The following is a 21,295-nucleotide window of genomic DNA, read 5'->3' as shown; positions in this document are numbered from 1 at the left end:
GGTCCGGCCGCTTCGGTGCGGCGGGAGTGGACTACTTGACCGGCTCGGGCTCCGGCTGGTCCGCGGTCTCCGCGTCGCCCGCGGGGTCGACGGGGGTCTTCACCGAGTCCAGGAGGAGCTGCGAGACGTCGACCACCTGGATCGACTCCTTGGCCTTGCCGTCGTTCTTCTTGCCGTTGACCGAGTCGGTCAGCATGACGAGGCAGAACGGGCAGGCGGTGGAGACGATGTCCGGGTTGAGCGAGAGGGCTTCGTCGACGCGCTCGTTGTTGATGCGCTTGCCGATCCGCTCCTCCATCCACATCCGGGCACCACCGGCACCGCAGCAGAAGCCGCGCTCCTTGTGGCGGTGCATCTCCTCGTTCCGCAGACCCGGGACGCTGGCGATGATCTCGCGCGGGGGCGTGTAGATCTTGTTGTGGCGGCCCAGGTAGCACGGGTCGTGGTACGTGATGATGCCCTCGACCGGGGTCACCGGGACCAGCTTGCCCTCGTCCACCAGGTGCTGGAGCAGCTGGGTGTGGTGGATGACCTCGTAGTCGCCGCCGATCTGCGGGTACTCGTTGCCGATCGTGTTGAGGCAGTGCGGGCAGGTCGCGACGATCTTCTTGGCCGTCCTCGGCTTCTTCGACTCGTCGGTGACCTTGCCGTCGTCGTCGTACTCCTCGCCGAACGCCATGTTCAGCGCCATGACGTTCTCCTGGCCGAGCTGCTGGAACAGCGGCTCGTTGCCGAGGCGGCGGGCGGAGTCACCGGTGCACTTCTCGTCGCCGCCCATGATCGCGAACTTGACGCCCGCGATGTTGAGGAGCTCGGCGAAGGCCTTGGTGGTCTTCTTGGCGCGGTCCTCCAGGGCACCGGCGCAGCCGACCCAGTAGAGGTACTCGACCTCGGTGAGGTCCTCGATGTCCTTGCCGACGACGGGCACCTCGAAGTCGAGCTCCTTGAGCCACTCCAGGCGCTGCTTCTTGGCGAGGCCCCAGGGGTTGCCCTTCTTCTCCAGGTTCTTGAGCATCGTGCCCGCCTCGGACGGGAACGCGGACTCGATCATCACCTGGTAGCGGCGCATGTCGACGATGTGGTCGATGTGCTCGATGTCGACCGGGCACTGCTCCACGCACGCACCGCAGGTGGTGCAGGACCACAGCACGTCCGGGTCGATGACGCCGTTCTCCTCGACGGTGCCGATCAGCGGACGCTCGGCCTCCGCCAGCGCCGCCGCGGGGACGTCCTTGAGCTGCTCCTCGGAGGCCTTCTCGTTGCCCTCCATGTCCTTGCCGCCGCCGGCCAGCAGATACGGCGCCTTGGCGTGCGCGTGGTCGCGCAGGGACATGATCAGGAGCTTGGGGGAGAGCGGCTTCCCGGTGTTCCAGGCGGGGCACTGCGACTGGCAGCGGCCGCACTCGGTGCAGGTGGAGAAGTCGAGGATGCCCTTCCAGGAGAACTGCTCGACCTGGGAGACGCCGAAGACGTCGTCCTCGCCCGGGTCCTCCCAGTCGATCTCCTTGCCGCCCGAGGTCATCGGCAGCAGCGCGCCGAGCGAGACCGCGCCGTCGGCGTTCCGCTTGAACCAGATGTTCGGGAAGGCGAGGAAGCGGTGCCAGGCGACGCCCATGTCGGTCTTCAGGGCGACCGTGATCATCCAGATGAAGGAGGTCGCGATCTTCAGACCGGCGAAGAAGTAGGTGAGGTTCTGGAGCGTGGAGATGTCCATGCCCTCGAGCCAGGAGACCACCGGGTACGAGATGAAGAACGACGCCTCGTAGCTGTCCACGTGGTGCTGGGCGCCTTCGAGGGCGTGGAGCATGAAGATGCAGACGCCGACGATGAGGATGACGGCCTCGACGAAGTACGCCTGGCCGAAGTTGGAGCCCGCGAAGCGGGACTTGCGGCCCGGCCGGTCCGGCCTGCTGAGCTGGCGGATCACGATCAGGACCACGATGCCGAGCACCGTCATCGTGCCGATGAACTCGACGAAGACGTTGTAGGGCGCCCACTCGCCGACGATCGGCAGCAGCCAGTCGGCCTGGAACAGCTGGCCGACGGCGTTGACGATGGTCAGCAGCAGCGAGAAGAAGCCCACCGCCACGAACCAGTGCGCGACACCGACGATGCCCCAGCGGTTCATCCGGGTGTGGCCGAGGAACTCCTTGGCCACGGTGACGGTGCGCTGTACGGGTTCATCGGTGCGGGTGCCCGCGGGCACGTTCTGGCCGAGCCGCATGAAGGTGTAGATCTGCAGGAGGGCGCGGGCGAAAAGTGCCACGCCGACCACGATCAGAACCAGCGACACGATGATCGCGGCGAGTTGCATTTGGGGGCTCCTCGGGCCTGCGAGGGTGGGATCCAGCGCGTACAAGAGATTACTAAGCAGTAACTTAATCAGTCTGTGCTGACACTATCCACTTATTCCGCCACGCTGTAGCCGGGCAGGCGGTGATCTGTGTCGCTCAGGTGAGCCTTCCCCGGGTGGCGCAGCCGGTGCAGTGCCGCACGGAGCGGGATCGCCGCGGACTGCGCCAGGATCGCCAGGTCGAGCCCTGTTCCATGATGCTCTGTGTAGTGCGCATCCAGGAGGGCGGGTTCGTCCCAGGGCATTCCGGAGCGGGCGCGGACCTGGGCCAGGCCGGTCAGGCCGGGCCGCAGACCGTGTCGCCAGTACCCCGCCCAGGGCCCCAGGAGGGCGGCCTCGTCCGGGGTGAGGGGGGCCGGGCCGACCAGGGAGAGCTCTCCCCGTACGACGTGGGGCAGCCGGGACAGCAGGTCGAGCCTGAGCCGGCGGGTGCGCAGCGAACGCAGCTCGAAGGGGTGGCCGCCGGCGCCGACGCGGGCCTCACATCTGAGCACCCCCGCGACACCCCGGGTCCGGACGGCGAGCGCCAGGGTCGCGAGGATCAGCGCGGGGGCCGCCAGCAGCAGGAGCGCCGAGCCGAGCGCCAGGTCCAGGCACCGCTTCGCGGTCACGGCCGCCAGTGCCGATGCGGCCCGCTCGCCGGCCCGGCCGACCGCACCGGCCGCCGCGGACGCGGCGGGATGCCGTGTCCTTCGTGCCGCAGTCTGCTTCGCGTTCCGCATGGCGCCTGCCCGGGTCGGTGAGGTGACGGTTTGACCGTCTCGCTGCATTTTGTGACAGAACGATCCCACGGTGCGAAGGTGGGTGGGGTGTGTGTGACGCGCCCCGCGTGGCAGGTGTCGCGGGTTGTCGCGGACCTGGCCCCCGCCGGGGTTGTCGCCGAGGGTTTCCCGGGACCTTCTGTTTCCAGGAAATGCCTGGTCGGGCGGCATGCGAGCACATAAGTTGAGCGTAAGTGGCTCAGGTCCTTTGACTCCGGGGTGGGTGTCATGCATCCTTGAGTCAGATCCACTCAAGTAGTCAGTTGGAGGAATTGAAATGGCACGTGCGGTCGGCATCGACCTGGGCACGACTAACTCCGTCGTGAGCGTTCTCGAAGGCGGCGAGCCCACCGTCATCACCAACGCCGAAGGCGCCAGGACCACGCCGTCCGTCGTCGCCTTCGCGAAGAACGGCGAGGTGCTCGTCGGCGAGGTCGCCAAGCGCCAGGCGGTCACGAACGTCGACAGGACGATCCGTTCGGTCAAGCGCCACATGGGCACTGACTGGAAGATCGAGCTCGACGGCAAGAACTTCAACCCGCAGCAGATGAGCGCCTTCATCCTGCAGAAGCTGAAGCGCGACGCCGAGGCGTACCTGGGCGAGAAGGTCACCGACGCGGTGATCACCGTCCCGGCGTACTTCAACGACTCGGAGCGCCAGGCGACGAAGGAGGCCGGCGAGATCGCGGGCCTGAACGTCCTGCGCATCGTCAACGAGCCGACCGCCGCCGCGCTGGCGTACGGCCTCGACAAGGACGACCAGACGATCCTCGTCTTCGACCTCGGTGGCGGCACCTTCGACGTGTCCCTCCTGGAGATCGGCGACGGCGTCGTCGAGGTGAAGGCCACCAACGGTGACAACCACCTCGGTGGTGACGACTGGGACCAGCGCGTCGTCGACTACCTGGTGAAGCAGTTCGCCAACGGGCACGGCGTGGACCTGTCCAAGGACAAGATGGCTCTCCAGCGTCTCCGCGAGGCCGCGGAGAAGGCGAAGATCGAGCTCTCGTCCTCGACCGAGACCACGATCAACCTGCCCTACATCACCGCGTCCGCCGAGGGCCCGCTGCACCTGGACGAGAAGCTCACGCGCTCGCAGTTCCAGCAGCTGACCGCGGACCTCCTGGACCGCTGCAAGAACCCGTTCCACAACGTCATCAAGGACGCGGGCATCCAGCTCTCCGAGATCGACCACGTCGTTCTCGTCGGTGGCTCGACCCGTATGCCGGCCGTCGCCGAGCTCGTCAAGGAGCTCACGGGCGGCCAGGACGCCAACAAGGGTGTGAACCCGGACGAGGTCGTCGCCATCGGCGCCTCGCTCCAGGCCGGTGTCCTCAAGGGTGAGGTCAAGGACGTCCTGCTCCTCGACGTGACCCCGCTGTCCCTCGGCATCGAGACCAAGGGAGGGATCATGACCAAGCTCATCGAGCGCAACACCACGATCCCGACCAAGCGTTCCGAGATCTTCACGACGGCCGAGGACAACCAGCCGTCCGTGCAGATCCAGGTCTACCAGGGCGAGCGCGAGATCGCGGCGTACAACAAGAAGCTCGGGATGTTCGAGCTGACCGGTCTGCCGCCGGCCCCGCGCGGTGTGCCGCAGATCGAGGTCGCCTTCGACATCGACGCCAACGGCATCATGCACGTCGCTGCCAAGGACCTCGGCACCGGCAAGGAGCAGAAGATGACCGTCACCGGTGGCTCCTCGCTGCCGAAGGACGAGGTCAACCGGATGCGCGAAGAGGCCGAGCAGTACGCCGACGAGGACCACCGTCGTCGTGAGGCCGCCGAGTCCCGCAACCAGGGCGAGCAGCTCGTCTACCAGACGGAGAAGTTCCTCAAGGACAACGAGGACAAGGTCCCCGGTGACGTGAAGACGGAGGTGGAGACCGCGCTCGCCGAGCTGAAGGAGAAGCTCAAGGGCGAGGACACCGCCGAGATCCGTACCGCCACCGAGAAGGTCGCGGCCGTCTCCCAGAAGCTGGGCCAGGCGATGTACGCCAACGCGTCCGAGGGCGCGGCGCCGGGTGCCGAGGCGCCGGGTGACGGTCAGGCCAAGGCCGCCGACGACGACGTCGTCGACGCCGAGATCGTGGACGACGAGAAGGACCAGAAGGGCGGTGCGGCGTGACCGAGGAGACTCCGGGCTTCGACGAGAAGCCTGACGTCCCCTCCGGCGCCAACTCCGACGACGCCGACCCGAAGGCCGCCACCCCCTCCGAGGAGGAGGCGGCGGCCCCGGCCGGGGACGCACAGCAGACAGTGGCCCTGACAGCTCAGCTGGACCAGGTCCGCACCGCGCTCAACGAGCGTACGGGCGACCTCCAGCGGCTCCAGGCCGAGTACCAGAACTACCGCCGCCGCGTCGAGCGCGACCGGGTGACGGTCAAGGAGATCGCGGTCGCGGGTCTCCTGACCGAGCTCCTCCCGGTGCTCGACGACGTCGGCAGGGCCCGCGAGCACGGTGAGCTCGTCGGTGGCTTCAAGTCGGTGGCCGAATCCCTGGAGACGGTCGTCGCGAAGCTCGGGCTCCAGCAGTTCGGCAAGGAGGGCGAGCCCTTCGACCCGACGATCCACGAGGCCCTGATGCACTCGTACGCGCCGGACGTCACCGAGACGACCTGCGTGGCGATCCTGCAGCCCGGGTACCGCATCGGGGAGCGCACCATCCGCCCCGCGCGGGTGGCCGTGGCCGAACCGCAGCCGGGCGCCACGCCCTCGGCCGTGAAGGAAGAGAAGGCAGACGACGAGGAGAGCGGTGGCACCGAAGAGGTCTGACATCACGTCCGACCACTGCGGTGAACACCGACTGGGCGTGCGGCCGGCCACAGGGTCGGCCGCACGGCCTGTCGTCCGGAAGGAGGGACGTCGATGAGCACGAAGGACTTCGTCGAGAAGGACTACTACAAGGTCCTCGGCGTCCCGAAGGACGCCACCGACGCCGAGGTCAAGAAGGCGTACCGGAAGCTCGCCCGCGAGTTCCACCCGGACGCCAACAAGGGCGACGCCAAGGCCGAGGAGCGCTTCAAGGAGATCTCCGAGGCGAACGACGTCCTCGGCGACCCCAAGAAGCGCAAGGAGTACGACGAGGCGCGCGCCCTCTTCGGCAACGGGGGCTTCCGGGCGGGTCCCGGCGGCGCGGGCGGCAACTTCAACTTCGACCTGGGCGACCTCTTCGGTGGCGCCCAGGGCGGCCAGGGCGGTGCCGGAGGCTTCGGCGGCGGCGGTGGCGGCGGCGGTGGCCTGGGCGACGTGTTCGGCGGGCTCTTCAACCGCGGTGGCGGCGGCACACGGGTCCAGCCGCGGCGCGGCCAGGACATCGAGTCCGAGGTGACGCTCAGCTTCACCGAGGCGGTCGACGGGGCCACGGTCCCGCTGCGGATGTCCAGCCAGGCGCCCTGCAAGGCCTGCTCGGGCACCGGCGACAAGAACGGCACCCCGCGGGTCTGCCCGACCTGCGTGGGCACCGGACAGGTCTCCCGGGGCACCGGCGGCGGCTTCTCCCTCACCGATCCCTGTGTCGACTGCAAGGGGCGGGGCCTCATCGCCCAGGACCCCTGCGAGGTCTGCAAGGGCAGCGGCCGGGCGAAGTCGGCGCGCACGATGCAGGTCAGGATTCCCGCGGGAGTCCTGGACAACCAGCGGATCAGGCTGCGCGGCAAGGGCAGCCCGGGCGAGCGCGGCGGACCGGCCGGCGACCTCTACGTCGTCGTCCATGTCGACGCCCACCCGGTCTTCGGCCGCAAGGGCGACAACCTCACGGTCACCGTGCCCGTCACCTTCCCGGAGGCGGCGCTCGGCGGCGAGGTGAAGGTGCCCACGCTCGGCGGGCCCCCGGTCACCCTGAAACTCCCGGCGGGCACCCCCAACGGACGTACGATGCGGGCCCGGGGGAAGGGCGCCGTGCGCAAGGACGGCACCCGGGGCGACCTCCTGGTCACCGTGGAGGTGTCCGTCCCCACGGACCTCGGCGCGGACGCTCAGGACGCGCTGGAGGCCTACCGGAAGGCGACCGCGGGGGAGGACCCGCGGGCGGAGCTGTTCCAGGCTGCGAAGGGAGCTTGAGATGGACGGCCGTCGACGCAATCCGTACCAGCTGACCGACGAATCACCGGTGTACGTGATCTCGATCGCGGCCCAGCTCTCGGGCCTGCACCCGCAGACGCTGCGCCAGTACGACCGTCTCGGCCTGGTCTCGCCCGACCGCACGGCCGGGCGCGGCCGGCGCTATTCGGCGCGGGACATCGAACTGCTCCGCACCGTCCAGCAGTTGTCGCAGGACGAGGGCATCAACCTCGCCGGCATCAAGCGCATCATCGAGCTGGAGAACCAGGTCGCCGCGCTCCAGCAGCGCGTCGCCGAGCTCTCGGCGGCGGTGGACGGCGCGGCCGTCGCCATGCAGCAGCGCGAGGCCCAGGTGCACGCCTCCTACCGGCGCGACCTCGTGCCGTACCAGGACGTGCAGCAGACCAGCGCGCTGGTCGTCTGGCGGCCGAAGAGGCCCAAGGACTGAGGCGTCCGCCCGGCAGGGCCCGCCCCGGGGTTCCACTACTCCGGGGCGGGCCCTGTCCGCGTTCCGGGGGTGTCCACGATGCCCGACCGCACGATGAGGGCGCCGAGATGGGTGCGGCTGGTGGCGCCGAGGGCCTGCATGAGCTTGGCGATGTGGGAGCGGCAGGTGCGGACGCTGATGCCGAGCTTGCGGGCCACGACGTCGTCGACATGGCCCTCGCTGAGGAGCCGGGCGACGGTCTGCTGGACGGCGGTGACCTGGGCGCCGGGGGCGGTCGTCCGCAACTGCTCCGTGAACGGGGTGGCCTGGGCCCAGAGGACCTCGTAGACCTGGACGAGATAGCGGACGAGCGCGGGGTGGCGGATCTCCAGGGCGATGTTGCGTTCGGGGGTGGCCGGAATGTACGCGAGTGCGCGGTCGAAGATGATCAGGCGCTCGACGGACTGCTCCACCGTGCGGATCTGGAGGCAGTCGGACGGCACCTGCGCCATGTAGTCCTTGACCCGGGGGTTGTAGCGCGCCGGGTGCTGGTAGATGTGCCGGAGCCGCGCTCCCCCGGCGATGGCCGAGCGGGCGTTCTCCAGCCCCTGCCGCATGTTGTGTTCCAGCCGGTTGCCTCCCGGCTGCGCCGTCAGCACCTCCTCCCGGGCGTGGAGAGCCGCCTCCTGGAGCGCCGACACGATCTGCGGCCGCCCGGTGAGCACCGTGATCGCCAGATTGGGGTCCTCGTCCACGACGGAGGCCAGCGGCGCCAGGGCGTGGCTCAGGGCGGTGCTCAGCCGTATCCGCTCGTCGATCTCACGCGTGATGGGCTGCAGCAGGTGGGCCAGCGCGGCGGAGGGCGGTACGGGGCGCATCCAGGCGTCGTCGCCCGGGTCGGGGTGCACCAGGGCCATCTCGACCAGACAGGGGGCCGGTGCGAGGGCGGTGCGGGAGACACGGCCGACGCGGAGCGCTCCCTCGTACAGCCGGATCGCCGGTGCGCAGAGTTCCCTGGGGCCGTGTGAATGCGTCGGAATTGTCTCATCGGTATTCATTTGATGACCCCTCACTTTGTGCAGTGCCAAAAGATGACGGTGGTGCGAGCGGCGCCGCCGGTGGAGTGTGGACCTGTCGGGAGAGGGGGGCCCGCCCGGCACGATGTGGGCATGGCCGCCGCTCTCCCCTGATGGGGGGCATGCCCTCGGCCCTTGGGGGGGATGCCTCGGGCCTGCACGTTCAGGAGTCCTGGTCCAGGATTCCTGAACGTGCGATCAGATAGCCGAGCTGGGCGCGGCTGGTACTGCCCAGGGTGGCCGACAGCTTGGCGACATGGGCCCGGCAGGTGCGGACGTTCATGCCGAGGCGGCGGGCGATGGAGTCGTCCACATGGCCCTCGACGAGGAGTTGGGCGATGGAGCGCTGGACGCCGCTGATCCCCTCGGGGGTCGGCTCGTACTTGATCTCTTCGAGCAGGGGGGCGGCCCTGGTCCAGAGCTGCTCGAAGACCTTGGCCAGATACTCGACCAGGCCGGGGTGACGTAGTTCCAGGGCGACCATGCGGTCGTCCTGGGCGGGAATGAAGGCGACGGTGCGATCGAAGACGATCAGACGCTCGATGAGCTCTTCGAGCGTGCGTATCTCCACGTGGTCGCCGGCCATGCGCTCGGCGTAGGCCAGCGTGCTCTGGCTGTGGCGCGCCGTGTGCTGGTACAGCGTGCGGATCCTGATGCCGCGGTCCACGACGGACAGACCGCGCTCCAGGGACCGGCTGAGGATGTCCTCGGGCCTTCCTCCGCCCGGCTGGACGGTGAGAACCTCGGAGCGGCACTCCGCGGTCGCGAGGTCGAGGGACGCGTTGATCCGGTTGACGCCCTCCAGCACGGTGATCGCGTGGGTGGCCGAAGGACCCTGCGCGCTGATGTCCATGAACGGCTCGAAGCATTCGGTCAACGCCAGGGAGTGCCGCCGGCGTTCCTGAATCTCGCGTTCTATGGGATGAAGGTGTTGTGCGAGTGCCGCCGACGGTGCGACGGGGCGGAGCCAGTCCGCGGCATCGGGATCGGGGTGCAACAGCGCGAACTCGATCAGACAGGGCGCCGTCTCCACTTCGGCGCGTGCGATGCGTCCGGTGCGCAGCGCGATGGCGTAAAGGCGTGCTCCGTCCTCACATAGTTCGGCAATCCCGTGAGGATGTGTCGGTTTTGTGGTTCTTGCGCCCATATCTCCACCCCCCAGGTTCCTGAACTTGCAGGAACATGATGCATCGACGCAGTGGTGTTCGAGTGCCCAGGTGAGACATCGTCTTCAGTGCGGGGGAGAAGAATCCACAAGTGAGGACGAAGCCGACTATGTACAAGCGAATGCTTCGCTCGGCGCTTGCCGCCACGTTCGTCGCGGCCATGGGTTTCGGGCTGTCGAGCGCAGGCGACATCGGCTGGAGCAGCGAGGCGGCTGCTGCGCCGGGTGACATCGGCTGGAGCGTGCAGGCAGCCGCGCCGTCCGACATCGGCTGGGTCGCTCCCGCGAGCGGCCAGGGCGACATCGGCTGGTCTTCTCCGACCGACATCGGCTGGTCCTCTCCGACCGACATCGGATGGGCCGCCCCGACCGGCACCGCGGCATGACCACCCCACCGGACGACCGCACCTTCCGGCGGGAGATGGCCACGGCGTACCGCTCAGGGTGGCATTTCATCGATCTGCTCACGGCACTTACCCGCCAGGGCGATTCGTTGATGGTCACCCTGTTCGGAGAGCCGATTGTCGTCGTCATGGAAACGGACGACGATATCCGCGCCTATCGCTGTCTGCGCCGGCCGCGCGGAGCGCCGCAACCGGTTCGCTGTGCCGTGAGGTACGGCATGATTTTCGTAAATCTCGATCAGCGCGACCATGAGCTGTTCGAACCAGAAGCCATTTCCGCCACCCCCCGCAGTGCCTGAACGATTCCCCCGTCGTTCCATATCGTTCCGGCACTTCCCCCACACAACGGCGCCATCGTGACCTGAACACGGTGGCGCCGTTGTGCTGCCCGGAATTGTTCAGCCTTTTCCGAGAGCCCTGTCGACGGCGATCTCGATGACGACCCGGTCCGGGTTGTGCCGGGGTGTGCGCTCGTAGCGCTCCGCGTAGCGGCGTACCGCGTCCGCCACCTCTCCGGGCTCCGCGCGGACCACCGCCCGGCCCTCCAGGGTGGCCCAGCGGCGTCCCTGCATCTGGCAGACCGCGACCCGTGCCCCGTCCGGGCCGGCCGCCAGGACGTGGGCGACCTTCCTGCTGTTCTTGTCGGTGATGACCCGGGCGGTCCGCGTCTCCGGGTCGTACGTCACGCCGACCGGCACCACGTGCGGGGTGCCGTCCGGGCGGAGCGTGGTCAGGGTGCACACGTGGCGTTCCCGCCAGAAGGCGAGGTACTCGGGACCGGGGTTGCGTACGTCAGGCATGGGGTCAGCCTAGAGACAGCGGGACATCGAGGCCCGGGGAGGCGCACGTACAGCCTTGAGTGGAATAGACTCAAGTTTGTACCTGTTGTGGGAGTCATAGTTCCCAGGAAGCACCCGTACGAGGAGGAGACAGCGCCCGTGGACGCCGAGCTGACCAACAAGAGCCGCGACGCCCTCAACGCGGCCACCGGCAGGGCCGTCAAGGACGGCCACCCCGACCTGACCCCCGGGCACCTGCTGCTGGCCCTGCTCGCGGGCGAGGACAACGCCAACATCACCGACCTGCTGGCCGCAGTCGAGGCCGACCAGGCGGCCGTACGCGCCGACACCGAACGGCTCCTGGGCTCGCTGCCCAGCGTCACGGGATCGACCGTGGCACCGCCGCAGCCCAACCGTGAGCTGCTCGCCGTCATCTCCGACGCCGCGCAGCGGGCGAAGGAGCTCGGCGACGACTACATCTCCACCGAGCACCTGCTGATCGCCGTCGCGGCGAAGGGCGGCCGTGCCGGTGAGATCCTCGACGGGCAGGGAGCCAGTGCGAAGAGGCTGCTGGACGCATTCGAGAAGAGCAGGGGAGGGCGCCGGGTGACCACTCCGGACCCCGAGGGCCAGTACAAGGCGCTGGAGAAGTTCGGCACCGACTTCACGGCGGCCGCGCGCGAGGGCAAGCTCGACCCGGTCATCGGCCGTGACCAGGAGATCCGCCGCGTCGTGCAGGTGCTGTCGCGCCGCACGAAGAACAACCCCGTGCTCATCGGTGAGCCCGGCGTCGGCAAGACGGCCGTCGTCGAGGGGCTCGCCCAGCGCATCGTCAAGGGCGACGTCCCCGAGTCCCTGCGCAACAAGCGGCTCGTCTCCCTGGACCTCGGCGCGATGGTCGCCGGCGCGAAGTACCGCGGCGAGTTCGAGGAACGCCTCAAGACCGTCCTCTCCGAGATCAAGGAGAGCGACGGCCAGATCATCACCTTCATCGACGAGCTGCACACCGTCGTCGGCGCGGGCGCCGGGGGCGACTCCGCGATGGACGCGGGCAACATGCTCAAGCCGATGCTCGCCCGCGGTGAGCTGCGGATGGTCGGTGCCACCACGCTGGACGAGTACCGCGAGCGCATCGAGAAGGACCCCGCCCTGGAGCGCCGCTTCCAGCAGGTCCTGGTCGCCGAGCCGTCCGTCGAGGACACCATCGCGATCCTGCGTGGCCTCAAGGGCCGCTACGAGGCCCACCACAAGGTCCAGATCGCCGACTCCTCGCTGGTGGCCGCCGCGACCCTCTCGGACCGCTACATCACCTCCCGCTTCCTCCCCGACAAGGCGATCGACCTCGTCGACGAGGCGGCCTCCCGGCTCCGCATGGAGATCGACTCCTCGCCCCTGGAGATCGACGAGCTCCAGCGGTCCGTCGACCGGCTGCACATGGAGGAGCTGGCGCTCAGGAACGAGACCGACCAGGGCTCCAAGCAGCGGCTGGAGAAGATCCGCCGCGACCTCGCCGACAAGGAGGAGGAGCTGCGCGGTCTCACCGCCCGCTGGGAGAAGGAGAAGCAGGGCCTGAACCGCGTCGGTGAGCTCAAGGAGCGCCTCGACGAGCTGCGGGGCCAGGCCGAGCGCGCCCAGCGCGACGGTGACTTCGACACCGCGTCCAAGCTGCTCTACGGGGAGATCCCCGGTCTGGAGCGCGAGCTGGCCGAGGCGGACGAGGCCGAGCAGGAGGCCGCCGTCGACACCATGGTCAAGGAGGAGGTCGGCCCGGACGACATCGCCGACGTCGTCGGCGCCTGGACCGGCATCCCGGCCGGACGGCTCCTGGAGGGCGAGACCCAGAAACTGCTGCGGATGGAGTCGGAGCTCGGCAGGCGGCTGATCGGCCAGGGCGAGGCCGTGCGGTCCGTGTCGGACGCCGTGCGCCGCACGCGCGCGGGCATCGCCGACCCCGACCGGCCCACCGGCTCGTTCCTCTTCCTCGGCCCCACCGGGGTCGGCAAGACGGAGCTGGCCAAGGCGCTCGCGGACTTCCTGTTCGACGACGAGCGGGCCATGATCCGCATCGACATGAGCGAGTACAGCGAGAAGCACAGCGTCGCCCGGCTCGTCGGTGCCCCGCCCGGTTACGTCGGCTACGAGGAGGGCGGACAGCTCACCGAGGCCGTCCGCCGCCGCCCGTACAGCGTCGTGCTGCTGGACGAGGTCGAGAAGGCCCATCCCGAGGTCTTCGACATCCTGCTCCAGGTGCTCGACGACGGCCGGCTCACCGACGGGCAGGGCAGGACGGTGGACTTCCGCAACACCATCCTGATCCTCACGTCGAACCTGGGAAGCCAGTACCTCGTCGACCCGGTGACCGACGCCGAGACCAAGAAGGCGCGGGTCCTGGAGGTCGTGCGCGCCTCCTTCAAGCCGGAGTTCCTGAACCGGCTCGACGACCTGGTGGTCTTCTCCGCGCTGTCCGGCGACGAGCTCGCCCACATCGCGGGGCTCCAGGTGGCCCGGCTCGCCGACCGGCTGGCCGACCGCAGGATCCGCCTCGACGTCACGCCCGAGGCCCTGGCCTGGCTCGCCGAGGAGGGCAACGACCCGGCGTACGGCGCCCGGCCGCTGCGCAGGCTCATCCAGACGGCGATCGGCGACCGGCTCGCGAAGGAGATCCTCGCGGGCGAGGTCAAGGACGGCGACACCGTCCGGGTCGACCGGGCCGGTGAGGGTCTGATCGTGGGGACCGCGACGGCGGCCAAGACCCTGTAGACGCGGTACGGACGCTCCCCGTGTCCCCGGCCGGCGGCTCGCGCCCCGGCCGGGGACATCTGTGTGAGGGCACCGCGCCTATTGATGTGTGCATCCAGCACGCATCAACGGTGGAACCGCCCACGATATTGAGCCGAAAATTTACATTCCGTGGCTGATTGGCGGACGGGGAAGGCTCCTGGCCGTTCTTATTTGTACCCGGGCGATACATATCGACACCCTCGGCGGGAGCGGGAACAGCCGAGTTCGGCGTGATCGTGATCCGCGCAATATCGGGACACTCCGGGCCCTTTTCCTTTACGCGGGAGAGGCTCTGCGGAATTCGGAAGCCGGTAAGGTACGCGCATGACGGAGCGGATACCTGGCGGGACGAGTGCGGAGTCGAAGGATTGCAGAAGTGACAGTCTGATTCGCCTCAGCGAATTCAGAACGCTGTGGGCTGCTTTCGCTCAGTCCGTGCTGGGCGACCAGCTCGCCCGGGTCGCGCTGTCGCTCCTGGTCTTCGAACGCACCGAGTCGGCGGGCTGGACCGCGGCGACGTACGCCCTGACGAGCCTGCCCGCCCTGCTCTCCGGAGTCCTGCTCTCCGGTCTCGCCGACCGCTTCCCCCGGCGCACGGTCATGATCGGCTGCGACCTGGTGCGCGCCGCCCTCGTCGGACTGATGGCCCTGCCCGGTACGCCGCTGCCGCTGCTGGCCGGACTGCTGGTCCTGGCCCAGCTCGCCGAGGCTCCGTTCGGGGCCTCGCAGGGGGCCCTGATGCCCGCCGTGCTGGGCGAGCGCCTCTACGAGCGCGGGCAGCGCGTGATGATGATCACCCATCAGACGGGGCAGCTGCTCGGCTTCGCCGCGGGCGGGGTGCTCGTCGTGTGGCTGGGGAGCCACGTCTCGCTCGGGCTGAACGCGGTGACCTTCCTGATCTCCGCGCTCCTGATCAGGCTGGGCGTGAAGGCGAGGCCCGTGGAGAAGGGCGCCGACGAGCAGCCGAAGCGGGTGCGCACCCAGGTGTGGAGCGCGGCGGCGCTGATCTGGTCGGACCCCCGGCTGCGCTCGCTGGTCGCGCTCGGCTGGCTTGCGGGGTTCATCGTGCTGCCGGAGGGCCTCGCCGCCCCCTTCGCGGAGGAGGCGGGCGGGAGCGCGGCCTCGGTGGGGCTCCTGCTCGCCGCGCACCCCGCGGGCATGGTCCTGGGCGCCGCCCTCCTCGGCCGGGCGGGCTTCGACGCCGAGCGCCGCCGCCGGCTGCTCGGGCCGCTGGCGGTGGGCGCGAACCTTCCGCTGGTCGTCTACTGGGCGGGCCCCGGCGTGGGCGTGGCCCTGGTGGTGCTGCTGGTCTCCGGCATCTGCTCCGTGTACCAGATCACCGCGGGGGCGACCTTCGTCCTGCTCACCCCGGCCGACCAGCGCGGTCAGGCCCTGGGGCTGGCCAGGTCCGGGCTGACCGCCATGCAGGGCATCGGAGTCGCGGCGGGCGGCCTGGCGGCGGAACTGTCCGGGTCCTCGGCCCAGACCATCGGCGGGGCGGGCCTCGTCGGAACGCTGTGCGCCGTCCTGGTCGGGGTTTCCTGGTCGCGTGCCAGGGGAACGAGCGCCGGGACGATTCCCCTCAGCGCGTAGAAGCGGGGGCAGGACTACTGGCCGTCATCGCGGCTAGGGTCGGAGCCAGGAAACCACGTGCGATCCACAGGAGTACCCAGCGATGTCTATCGACCCGTCCTCGATCCCCAACTTCGGGGGACAGCCCGAACCGCAGGCGGCAGGACCCGAGGGCCCCGTGGTCCCTGACCAGGACCTCGTCAAGCAGCTTCTCGAGCAGATGGAGCTGAAGTACGTCGTCGACGACGAGGGCGACCTCGCCGCACCGTGGGAAGAGTTCCGCACGTACTTCATGTTCCGCGGCGAGGACGAGCAGCAGGTCTTCTCGGTCCGGACGTTCTACGACCGCCCCCACGCCCTGGACCAGCGCGCCGTGCTCCTCGACGCGATCGACGACTGGAACCGCCGCACCCTGTGGCCCAAGGTCTACACGCACTCCCACGAGGGCGAGGAGGGCGCCGCGGCGTCCGTGCGGCTGATCGGTGAGGCGCAGATGCTCATCGGCACCGGCGTCAGCCTGGAGCACTTCGTCTCCTCGACGGTCAGCTGGGTGCGGGCCTCGATCGAGTTCGACAAGTGGCTCGTGGAGCGCCTGGGCCTGGAGCCGGCGGACAAGAAGCCCGAGGGCGAGGCCGCGGGCGAGGAGTCCACGGAGGCCTGATCCGGCTCACGGGCGAAGGCCCGGCCCGGGGCGTGGTCCATGCGGCCACCGCCCCGGGCCGGGCCTTCGTCGTGCCGCGGGTCAGGACGCCTGGAGGCTCTTCAGCCGGGTGACCGCGTCGGCGAGCACGTCGGTGCGCTTGCAGAACGCGAAGCGGACGAAGTGCGCGCCCTGCTCGCGGTGGTCGTAGAAGACGGCGTTCGGGATGGCCACGACCCCGCACCGCTCGGGCAGCGCCCGGCAGAAGGCGAAGCCGTCGCCGGACCCCAGCGGGCGGATGTCGGTGGTGACGAAATAGGTGCCCGCCGGCTTGTAGACGTCGAAGCCCGCCTCGGCCAGGCCCGTGCTCAGCAGGTCGCGCTTGGCGCGCAGATCCGCGCGCAGCTCGTCGAAGTAGCTGTCGGGCAGCCGCAGGGCCTCCGCTACGGCGTACTGGAAGGGGCCCCCGGAGACGTACGTCAGGAACTGCTTCGCGGAGCGCACCGCCGCGACCAGTTCGGGGCTCGCGGTGATCCAGCCGATCTTCCAGCCCGTCACCGAGAACGTCTTCCCCGCACTGCTGATCGTGACCGTGCGCCCGCGCATGCCGGGGAAGGACGCGAGGGGGATGTGCTCGCCCTCGAAGACGAGGTGCTCGTAGACCTCGTCGGTGATGACGAGGAGGTCCCGCTCGCACGCCAGCTCGGCGATCGCGGAGAGCTCGTCGCGGGTCAGGACGGTGCCGGTCGGGTTGTGCGGGGTGTTGAGCAGGATGAGCCGGGTGCGGGGGGTGACGGCGGCGCGCAGCTCGTCGAGATCGAGCCGGTAGGCGCCGTCGTGGGGGCGGAGCGTCACGGGGACCCGGGTGCCGCCCGCCATGGCGATGCAGGCGGCGTACGAGTCGTAGTAGGGCTCCAGGGCGATGACCTCGTCGCCGGGCTCCAGGAGTGCCAGCAGGGAGGCGGCGATGGCCTCGGTCGCGCCCGTGGTGACGAGGACCTCGGCGTCGGGGTCGTACTCCAGCCCGTAGCGCCGGCGCTGGTGCTCCGTGATCGCGGTGCGCAGTTCGGGGACCCCGGGGCCGGGCGGGTACTGGTTGCCGTGGCCGGCGCGCACGGCGCGGACCGCGGCCTCGCGGATCGCCTCGGGCCCGTCGGAGTCGGGGAAACCCTGGCCGAGGTTGATCGATCCGGTCCGCACGGCCAGCGCCGACATCTCCGCGAAGATGGTCGTCCCGAACTCGGCGAGGCGGCGGTTGAGCAGCGGTCGTTCCTGTGTCATGACGCCATCCTGGGCCGAAGCTCTGGAGTTGCTCAAGTCTGCTTTCGCCGCGGAGGGGCGCGGGAATCCAAGGGGCACGTGAGAAGCGGGGACCTCGCTTCGGGGGAAGAGAAGGATGTGAGGTCGATGGAGTTGTTCGTCTTCATCGTGTTCCTGGTGATCGTGGTGGTCGGGATCGCCGCGCTCGCCTCGGGTTCGGGCGGCAGGAAGAGGTCGCTCGCGGGTCGCTCCGGTCGCCGGGGCTCGGGGGACAGCGGCGGTGGTGGTGCCGCCGACACGGGGAGCTGGTGGTCCGGTGACAGCGGCGGCCACTCGGACGGCGGTGGGCACTCCGGCGGGCACTCCTGCGGTGGCGGGGGTGGCTGCGGGGGCGGCGGGGGCGACTGACCCGGCGCGGCCGGCCGTGCGCCGCGGACGGGGAAGGGCGCGAGGTGTCCGGCGGGAGGTGAACTCCCGCCGGACATCTTTTGGTTGGAGGCGCCTGGAACACGTGAACCGTGCTGCCCCCTGACGGATGGAAACCACGGCAAGTTGGGTAAAAACGCTGTGAGTGCCGCGTACTTCGTGATTGCATCGATGTAGAGAACATTCAGCCCTCGGAGCCCAGTTGGGCCGGATCGGGCTTGCCTGCCCCCGACGTGCGCCGCGCGGGGGCACCTCCTGTCCATGTGTCCCTGTGTGTCCTGCGGAGCCGATCCATGCTCACGACCCTCCAGACCTCCTATTCCGATACCCGCGCCGCCGATCTGGCCTGGGCGCTCGGGTGTGAACCCCTGCCCGCGCTCGCCGTCCTCGACCTCGAACTGGACGGCGCCAAGGTGCAGATGCGGCTGCTCGGCGCCTCCCACCAGGTGCTGATGGAGGAGGAGCGGCGGTCGTGCTCGGAGACCGTCGCCTGTCTTCCGGGCAGCAGCACCCCACTGCCCCTCGGAGTCGCCGAACGTGTGGGCGACTGGGAGTACGAGTTCGCGGCGCGCGTCGAGACGCTCTCCGAGGGGTCCTTCGCCGGACGGGCGCAGGAGTTGCTCGCACTGGTGACCGACCACCCCCACGGGCTCGCCGGGACGTTCCCCGGCAGCCCCTACGCCTTCACCGCGATGCTGGCGCAGCGGACGGAGGGCCAGGTGCGCTGGCGCACCTGGCACGCGTACCCGCAGGAGGGCCAGCTCGTCGTGACCCGGACACGGGTGGGGACGCGTATCCGGGCGGGGGTCTCCTGAGCGGGGCGGGCGGGCCGGTCCGGGGTGGCGCGAAGGGGGCGGGGCGCATGCCCGATGCGCCTCACTTGCACCCGTGTGGGTGACAAGGGGCAACGGGTTCGTCACGTAGCGTTCGCCTCATGATCGACCAGCAGATGCCGCTGCGAGGGGGCGCGGCGCGACTTCCCGTGCGGCCGAGGACCGGAAGGTTCCTGGTGCTGGCCGCGGTGTTCATCTGCGCCGCGTGCGGTCTGGTGTACGAGCTGGAACTGGTGGCGCTGGCCTCGTATCTGATCGGCGACTCGGTCACCCAGGCCTCCGTGGTGCTCTCCGTGATGGTGTTCGCGATGGGCATCGGCTCGCTCCTCGCGAAACGTTTACGCGGCCGCGCGGCCGTCGGCTTCGGGCTGCTCGAGGCGGCGCTCGCGCTGATCGGGGGCACCTCGGCACTCGTCCTCTACGCCTCCTTCGCCTGGCTGGGCGAGTCCCGCCACGCCCTGGTGGGCTTCTCGCTCGCGATCGGCGTCCTGATCGGCGCGGAGATCCCGCTGCTGATGACGCTGATCCAGCGGGTCGACCGGCAGGACGCGGGCGGGGCCGTCGCGGACCTCTTCGCCGCCGACTACGTGGGCGCGCTGGTCGGCGGGCTCGCCTTCCCCTTCCTGCTGCTGCCGATGATGGGCCAGCTCACCGGGGCGCTGTTCACCGGCGCGGTCAACGCGGCGGCGGGCGGGGCGCTGGTGCTGTGGGTGTTCCGCCGGGACCTCGGCACCCGGGAGCGCTGGCTGCTGATCACCGTCAACGCCGCCGTCATCGCCCTGCTGGCGACGGCCACGGTCCTGGTCGACGACTTCGAGCGGGCGGCGCGGCGCGCGGTGTACGGGCCGCAGGTGCGGGTCGCCGTGCAGACGGGGGTGCAGGAGGTCGTCCTCACCGGGCCGGGGCGCGGCGGCCTCGACCTCTATCTGGACGGGCGGCTGCGGGTCAGCTCCCGCGACGAGTACCGCTTCCACGAGGCGCTCGTGCACCCGGCGATGAGGGGGACCCACCGGCGGGTGCTGATCCTGGGCGGCGGCGACGGACTGGCCGCCAGGGAGGTGCTGCGCTATCCGGACGTCGAGTCCGTGGTGGTGGTCGAGCTCGATCCGGGCGTCACCCGGTTGGCCCGTACGGACCCGGCGCTCTCCCGGCTGAACGGGCACGCGTTCGACGACCGGCGGCTGACGACGGTCTCGGCGGACGCCTTCAACTGGCTGCGGGCCACCCCCGGCCGGTACGACGTGGTGGTCGCGGACCTCCCCGACCCCGGGATCACGGCCAGCACGAAGCTCTACGCCGCCGAGTTCTACGGGCTGGTCGCCGAGGCGCTGGAACCGGGCGGCCGGCTGGTGGTGCACGCGGGGCCGGTGAGCGGCAGACCGGCGGTGTTCTGGACGGTGGACGCCTCGGTGCGGGCCGGCGGCCTCACGACCGTGCCGTACCGCGTCGACGGGCGCCTCACGGGCTTCGCGGCGGGTCCGGACCGGGCCACGGGCGGTTCGGGGGCGCCACGGGACTGGGGATTCGTGCTGGCCTCGCGGCACGCGACCGGCGCGCTCGGCCTCGACCCCGGGGCGCCCGAGCTGCGGACCCTGGACGCCCGGGAGCTGCGGGCGGCGCGGGACGCCGCGGAGCGGACGCGGCAGCCGGGGGTGGAGCCGTCGACCCTGGTGCACCCGCGCTACCGGGAGGACCGGTGAGCGGGTGCGGTACGCACGGTGTGCGGGGTGTGGAAGCGCTGACGGGACGGCCGGGGCTGAGTAGGCTCGGGCGGTATGGAGCATGAGGTGTTCGTTCCGGTTCCGGCCGCGTCCCTTCGGCGGACGCTGGGTGATCCCGCCCGTGTCGCGCGCTGTGTGCCCGGCCTCCAGCAGGACGCCGACGCGTCGGCGGGTCCGCTGGCCGGCCGGCTGAAATTCCGGGCCGACGGCCACACGATCACGTATCGCGGGGCCCTGACGCTGCGGCCCTCCGACGGAGGCGGCCCCGATTCCTTCTCGGTGACCGGGGAGGGTGTGGAGGCCAGAGGCACCGGCTCGGCGAAGCTGTCCCTGACCGTCGTGCTCACGGAGACGGACGGCGGCACGACGATCGCCTTCAGCGGGACGGCGGGCGGCGACGGCCGCATCGTGGACCTGGAGGCGAAGACGGCGCTCGGCGCCGCGCAACGGCTGCTGGACCGCTTCACGCAGCAGCTGGTGACGGAGACCCTGGCGGAACGGGACGGGGCGTCGGCGCCGGAGGCTTCCGCACCGCCGTCCGCCCCCGGTGCCGCCGGGGCGGCGGGGGCCTCCGATTCCGGCCCCGGGGAGCTGTCCGGAGAGTCGCCCGTGGAGCCGCCCTCGGCCGAGCAGCCGTCCACCGAGCCGTCGTCCTCCGGCGAGTCGTCCTCCGGCGGGACGTCCCACGAGGCGTCCGGCGGGCCGGCCTCCCCGGACCAGGAGTCCCTGTTCGACGCACCCGTACCGCCGTCCTCGCTCGACCCTTCCGCGGAGCTGGAGTTCACCGTGCCCGACGAGCCGCCCGCCGAGGCAGCCCACGCCCGCCGCACCATGATCGGCCGCAGCACGGAGGAGGTCGACCACGCCCCGCCGCGCGGCCGGTACGCCCCCGTCCCGTCGCCCGAGGCCGGTGCCGCAGGCCTCACCCTGCGCTGGGCCGCCCCTGCCGCCGCCCTCGCGATCGCCTCGGCCGTGGTGGTCGGCAGGGCTCTGCGGCGCCGGAGGCCATGAGAGGCGCCCCGCGCCAGTAGT

At 70.2% G+C, this 21,295-nt stretch carries 19 protein-coding genes; 13 read left to right on the top strand and 6 right to left on the bottom strand.

Annotation, left to right across the window (positions count from 1 at the left end):
• Positions 1–31: 31 nt before the first annotated feature.
• Both AMK10_RS26025 and AMK10_RS26020 read right to left on the bottom strand, forming a co-directional pair.
• A complete protein-coding gene (locus AMK10_RS26025) occupies positions 32–2,314 on the bottom strand; it encodes a (Fe-S)-binding protein (RefSeq protein ID WP_073750389.1) in 2,283 nt (760 codons plus the stop codon).
• 92 nt (positions 2,315–2,406) lie between these two features.
• On the bottom strand, positions 2,407–2,964 hold the full coding sequence (locus AMK10_RS26020) for a sugar transferase (RefSeq protein ID WP_382563191.1): 558 nt from the start codon (positions 2,962–2,964) through the stop codon (positions 2,407–2,409).
• 427 nt (positions 2,965–3,391) lie between these two features.
• Here AMK10_RS26020 and dnaK point away from each other — a divergent pair, with 427 nt between their 5' ends.
• The 4 genes from dnaK (at position 3,392) to AMK10_RS26000 (ending at position 7,627) form a co-directional block, all read left to right on the top strand.
• Positions 3,392–5,245 carry a molecular chaperone DnaK gene (gene dnaK, locus AMK10_RS26015; RefSeq protein WP_073750387.1) on the top strand — a complete coding sequence of 618 codons (1,854 nt, stop codon included), beginning with the start codon at positions 3,392–3,394 and terminating at the stop codon, positions 5,243–5,245.
• Complete coding sequence (grpE, locus tag AMK10_RS26010) at positions 5,242–5,892, top strand: nucleotide exchange factor GrpE (protein WP_073750386.1); 651 nt, start codon at positions 5,242–5,244, stop codon at positions 5,890–5,892. The genes dnaK and grpE overlap by 4 nt, the downstream gene beginning before the upstream one ends.
• A 93-nt stretch (positions 5,893–5,985) precedes the next feature.
• Positions 5,986–7,179, top strand: coding sequence for a molecular chaperone DnaJ (gene dnaJ, locus AMK10_RS26005; RefSeq protein ID WP_073750385.1), 1,194 nt, complete (start codon positions 5,986–5,988; stop codon positions 7,177–7,179).
• Between the two features lies 1 nt (position 7,180).
• Complete coding sequence (locus AMK10_RS26000; RefSeq protein ID WP_014155378.1) at positions 7,181–7,627, top strand: heat shock protein transcriptional repressor HspR; 447 nt, start codon at positions 7,181–7,183, stop codon at positions 7,625–7,627.
• A gap of 35 nt (positions 7,628–7,662) precedes the next feature.
• Here the strand turns inward: AMK10_RS26000 and AMK10_RS25995 are convergent, their stop codons facing one another.
• Both AMK10_RS25995 and AMK10_RS25990 read right to left on the bottom strand, forming a co-directional pair.
• Positions 7,663–8,664, bottom strand: coding sequence for a helix-turn-helix transcriptional regulator (locus AMK10_RS25995; protein WP_073750384.1), 1,002 nt, complete (start codon positions 8,662–8,664; stop codon positions 7,663–7,665).
• 181 nt (positions 8,665–8,845) lie between these two features.
• On the bottom strand, positions 8,846–9,829 hold the full coding sequence (locus tag AMK10_RS25990; protein ID WP_198959792.1) for a helix-turn-helix transcriptional regulator: 984 nt from the start codon (positions 9,827–9,829) through the stop codon (positions 8,846–8,848).
• 128 nt (positions 9,830–9,957) lie between these two features.
• Between AMK10_RS25990 and AMK10_RS25985 the strand changes: the two genes are divergently transcribed.
• Together AMK10_RS25985 and AMK10_RS25980 are read left to right on the top strand one after the other, a co-directional pair.
• Positions 9,958–10,233, top strand: a complete 276-nt coding sequence (locus AMK10_RS25985; RefSeq protein WP_073750383.1) for a hypothetical protein — start codon at positions 9,958–9,960, stop codon at positions 10,231–10,233.
• Complete coding sequence (locus tag AMK10_RS25980; RefSeq protein WP_073751012.1) at positions 10,230–10,550, top strand: (2Fe-2S)-binding protein; 321 nt, start codon at positions 10,230–10,232, stop codon at positions 10,548–10,550. The genes AMK10_RS25985 and AMK10_RS25980 overlap by 4 nt, the downstream gene beginning before the upstream one ends.
• A gap of 99 nt (positions 10,551–10,649) precedes the next feature.
• Here AMK10_RS25980 and AMK10_RS25975 read toward each other — a convergent pair whose 3' ends face one another.
• Complete coding sequence (locus tag AMK10_RS25975; protein ID WP_073750382.1) at positions 10,650–11,051, bottom strand: pyridoxamine 5'-phosphate oxidase family protein; 402 nt, start codon at positions 11,049–11,051, stop codon at positions 10,650–10,652.
• 138 nt (positions 11,052–11,189) lie between these two features.
• Here AMK10_RS25975 and clpB point away from each other — a divergent pair, with 138 nt between their 5' ends.
• The 3 genes from clpB (at position 11,190) to AMK10_RS25960 (ending at position 16,044) form a co-directional block, all read left to right on the top strand.
• The gene (gene clpB, locus AMK10_RS25970; RefSeq protein ID WP_073750381.1) at positions 11,190–13,790 is read left to right on the top strand and encodes an ATP-dependent chaperone ClpB; all 2,601 of its coding nucleotides are present in this window, start codon (positions 11,190–11,192) and stop codon (positions 13,788–13,790) included.
• 345 nt (positions 13,791–14,135) lie between these two features.
• Positions 14,136–15,404, top strand: coding sequence for an MFS transporter (locus tag AMK10_RS25965; RefSeq protein WP_073750380.1), 1,269 nt, complete (start codon positions 14,136–14,138; stop codon positions 15,402–15,404).
• An 82-nt stretch (positions 15,405–15,486) separates the two neighbouring features.
• Positions 15,487–16,044 carry a YbjN domain-containing protein gene (locus AMK10_RS25960; RefSeq protein ID WP_073750379.1) on the top strand — a complete coding sequence of 186 codons (558 nt, stop codon included), beginning with the start codon at positions 15,487–15,489 and terminating at the stop codon, positions 16,042–16,044.
• 81 nt (positions 16,045–16,125) lie between these two features.
• Here the strand turns inward: AMK10_RS25960 and AMK10_RS25955 are convergent, their stop codons facing one another.
• The gene (locus tag AMK10_RS25955) at positions 16,126–17,304 is read right to left on the bottom strand and encodes a pyridoxal phosphate-dependent aminotransferase (RefSeq protein WP_073750378.1); all 1,179 of its coding nucleotides are present in this window, start codon (positions 17,302–17,304) and stop codon (positions 16,126–16,128) included.
• A 126-nt stretch (positions 17,305–17,430) separates the two neighbouring features.
• On the opposite strand from AMK10_RS25955, the gene AMK10_RS25950 reads away from it, so the two are divergent.
• From AMK10_RS25950 to AMK10_RS25935, 4 genes are all read left to right on the top strand, one after another.
• A complete protein-coding gene (locus AMK10_RS25950; RefSeq protein ID WP_073750377.1) occupies positions 17,431–17,691 on the top strand; it encodes a hypothetical protein in 261 nt (86 codons plus the stop codon).
• A gap of 311 nt (positions 17,692–18,002) precedes the next feature.
• A complete protein-coding gene (locus AMK10_RS25945) occupies positions 18,003–18,524 on the top strand; it encodes a DUF2617 family protein (protein ID WP_073750376.1) in 522 nt (173 codons plus the stop codon).
• A gap of 119 nt (positions 18,525–18,643) precedes the next feature.
• Positions 18,644–20,242: a polyamine aminopropyltransferase gene (locus AMK10_RS25940; RefSeq protein ID WP_073750375.1), complete on the top strand. Its 1,599-nt coding sequence runs from the start codon at positions 18,644–18,646 to the stop codon at positions 20,240–20,242.
• A gap of 75 nt (positions 20,243–20,317) precedes the next feature.
• Positions 20,318–21,274 (top strand): SRPBCC domain-containing protein, encoded by a 957-nt coding sequence (locus tag AMK10_RS25935; RefSeq protein WP_073750374.1) that lies wholly within the window; start codon positions 20,318–20,320, stop codon positions 21,272–21,274.
• The last annotated feature ends 21 nt before the right edge of the window (positions 21,275–21,295 follow it).

Source organism: Streptomyces sp. CB02058, from assembly GCF_001905505.1.
Classification (GTDB): Bacteria; Actinomycetota; Actinomycetes; order Streptomycetales; family Streptomycetaceae; genus Streptomyces.
Note: the sequence above shows the minus strand (reverse complement) of the source record. Positions and strands in the feature narration are given on the sequence as shown.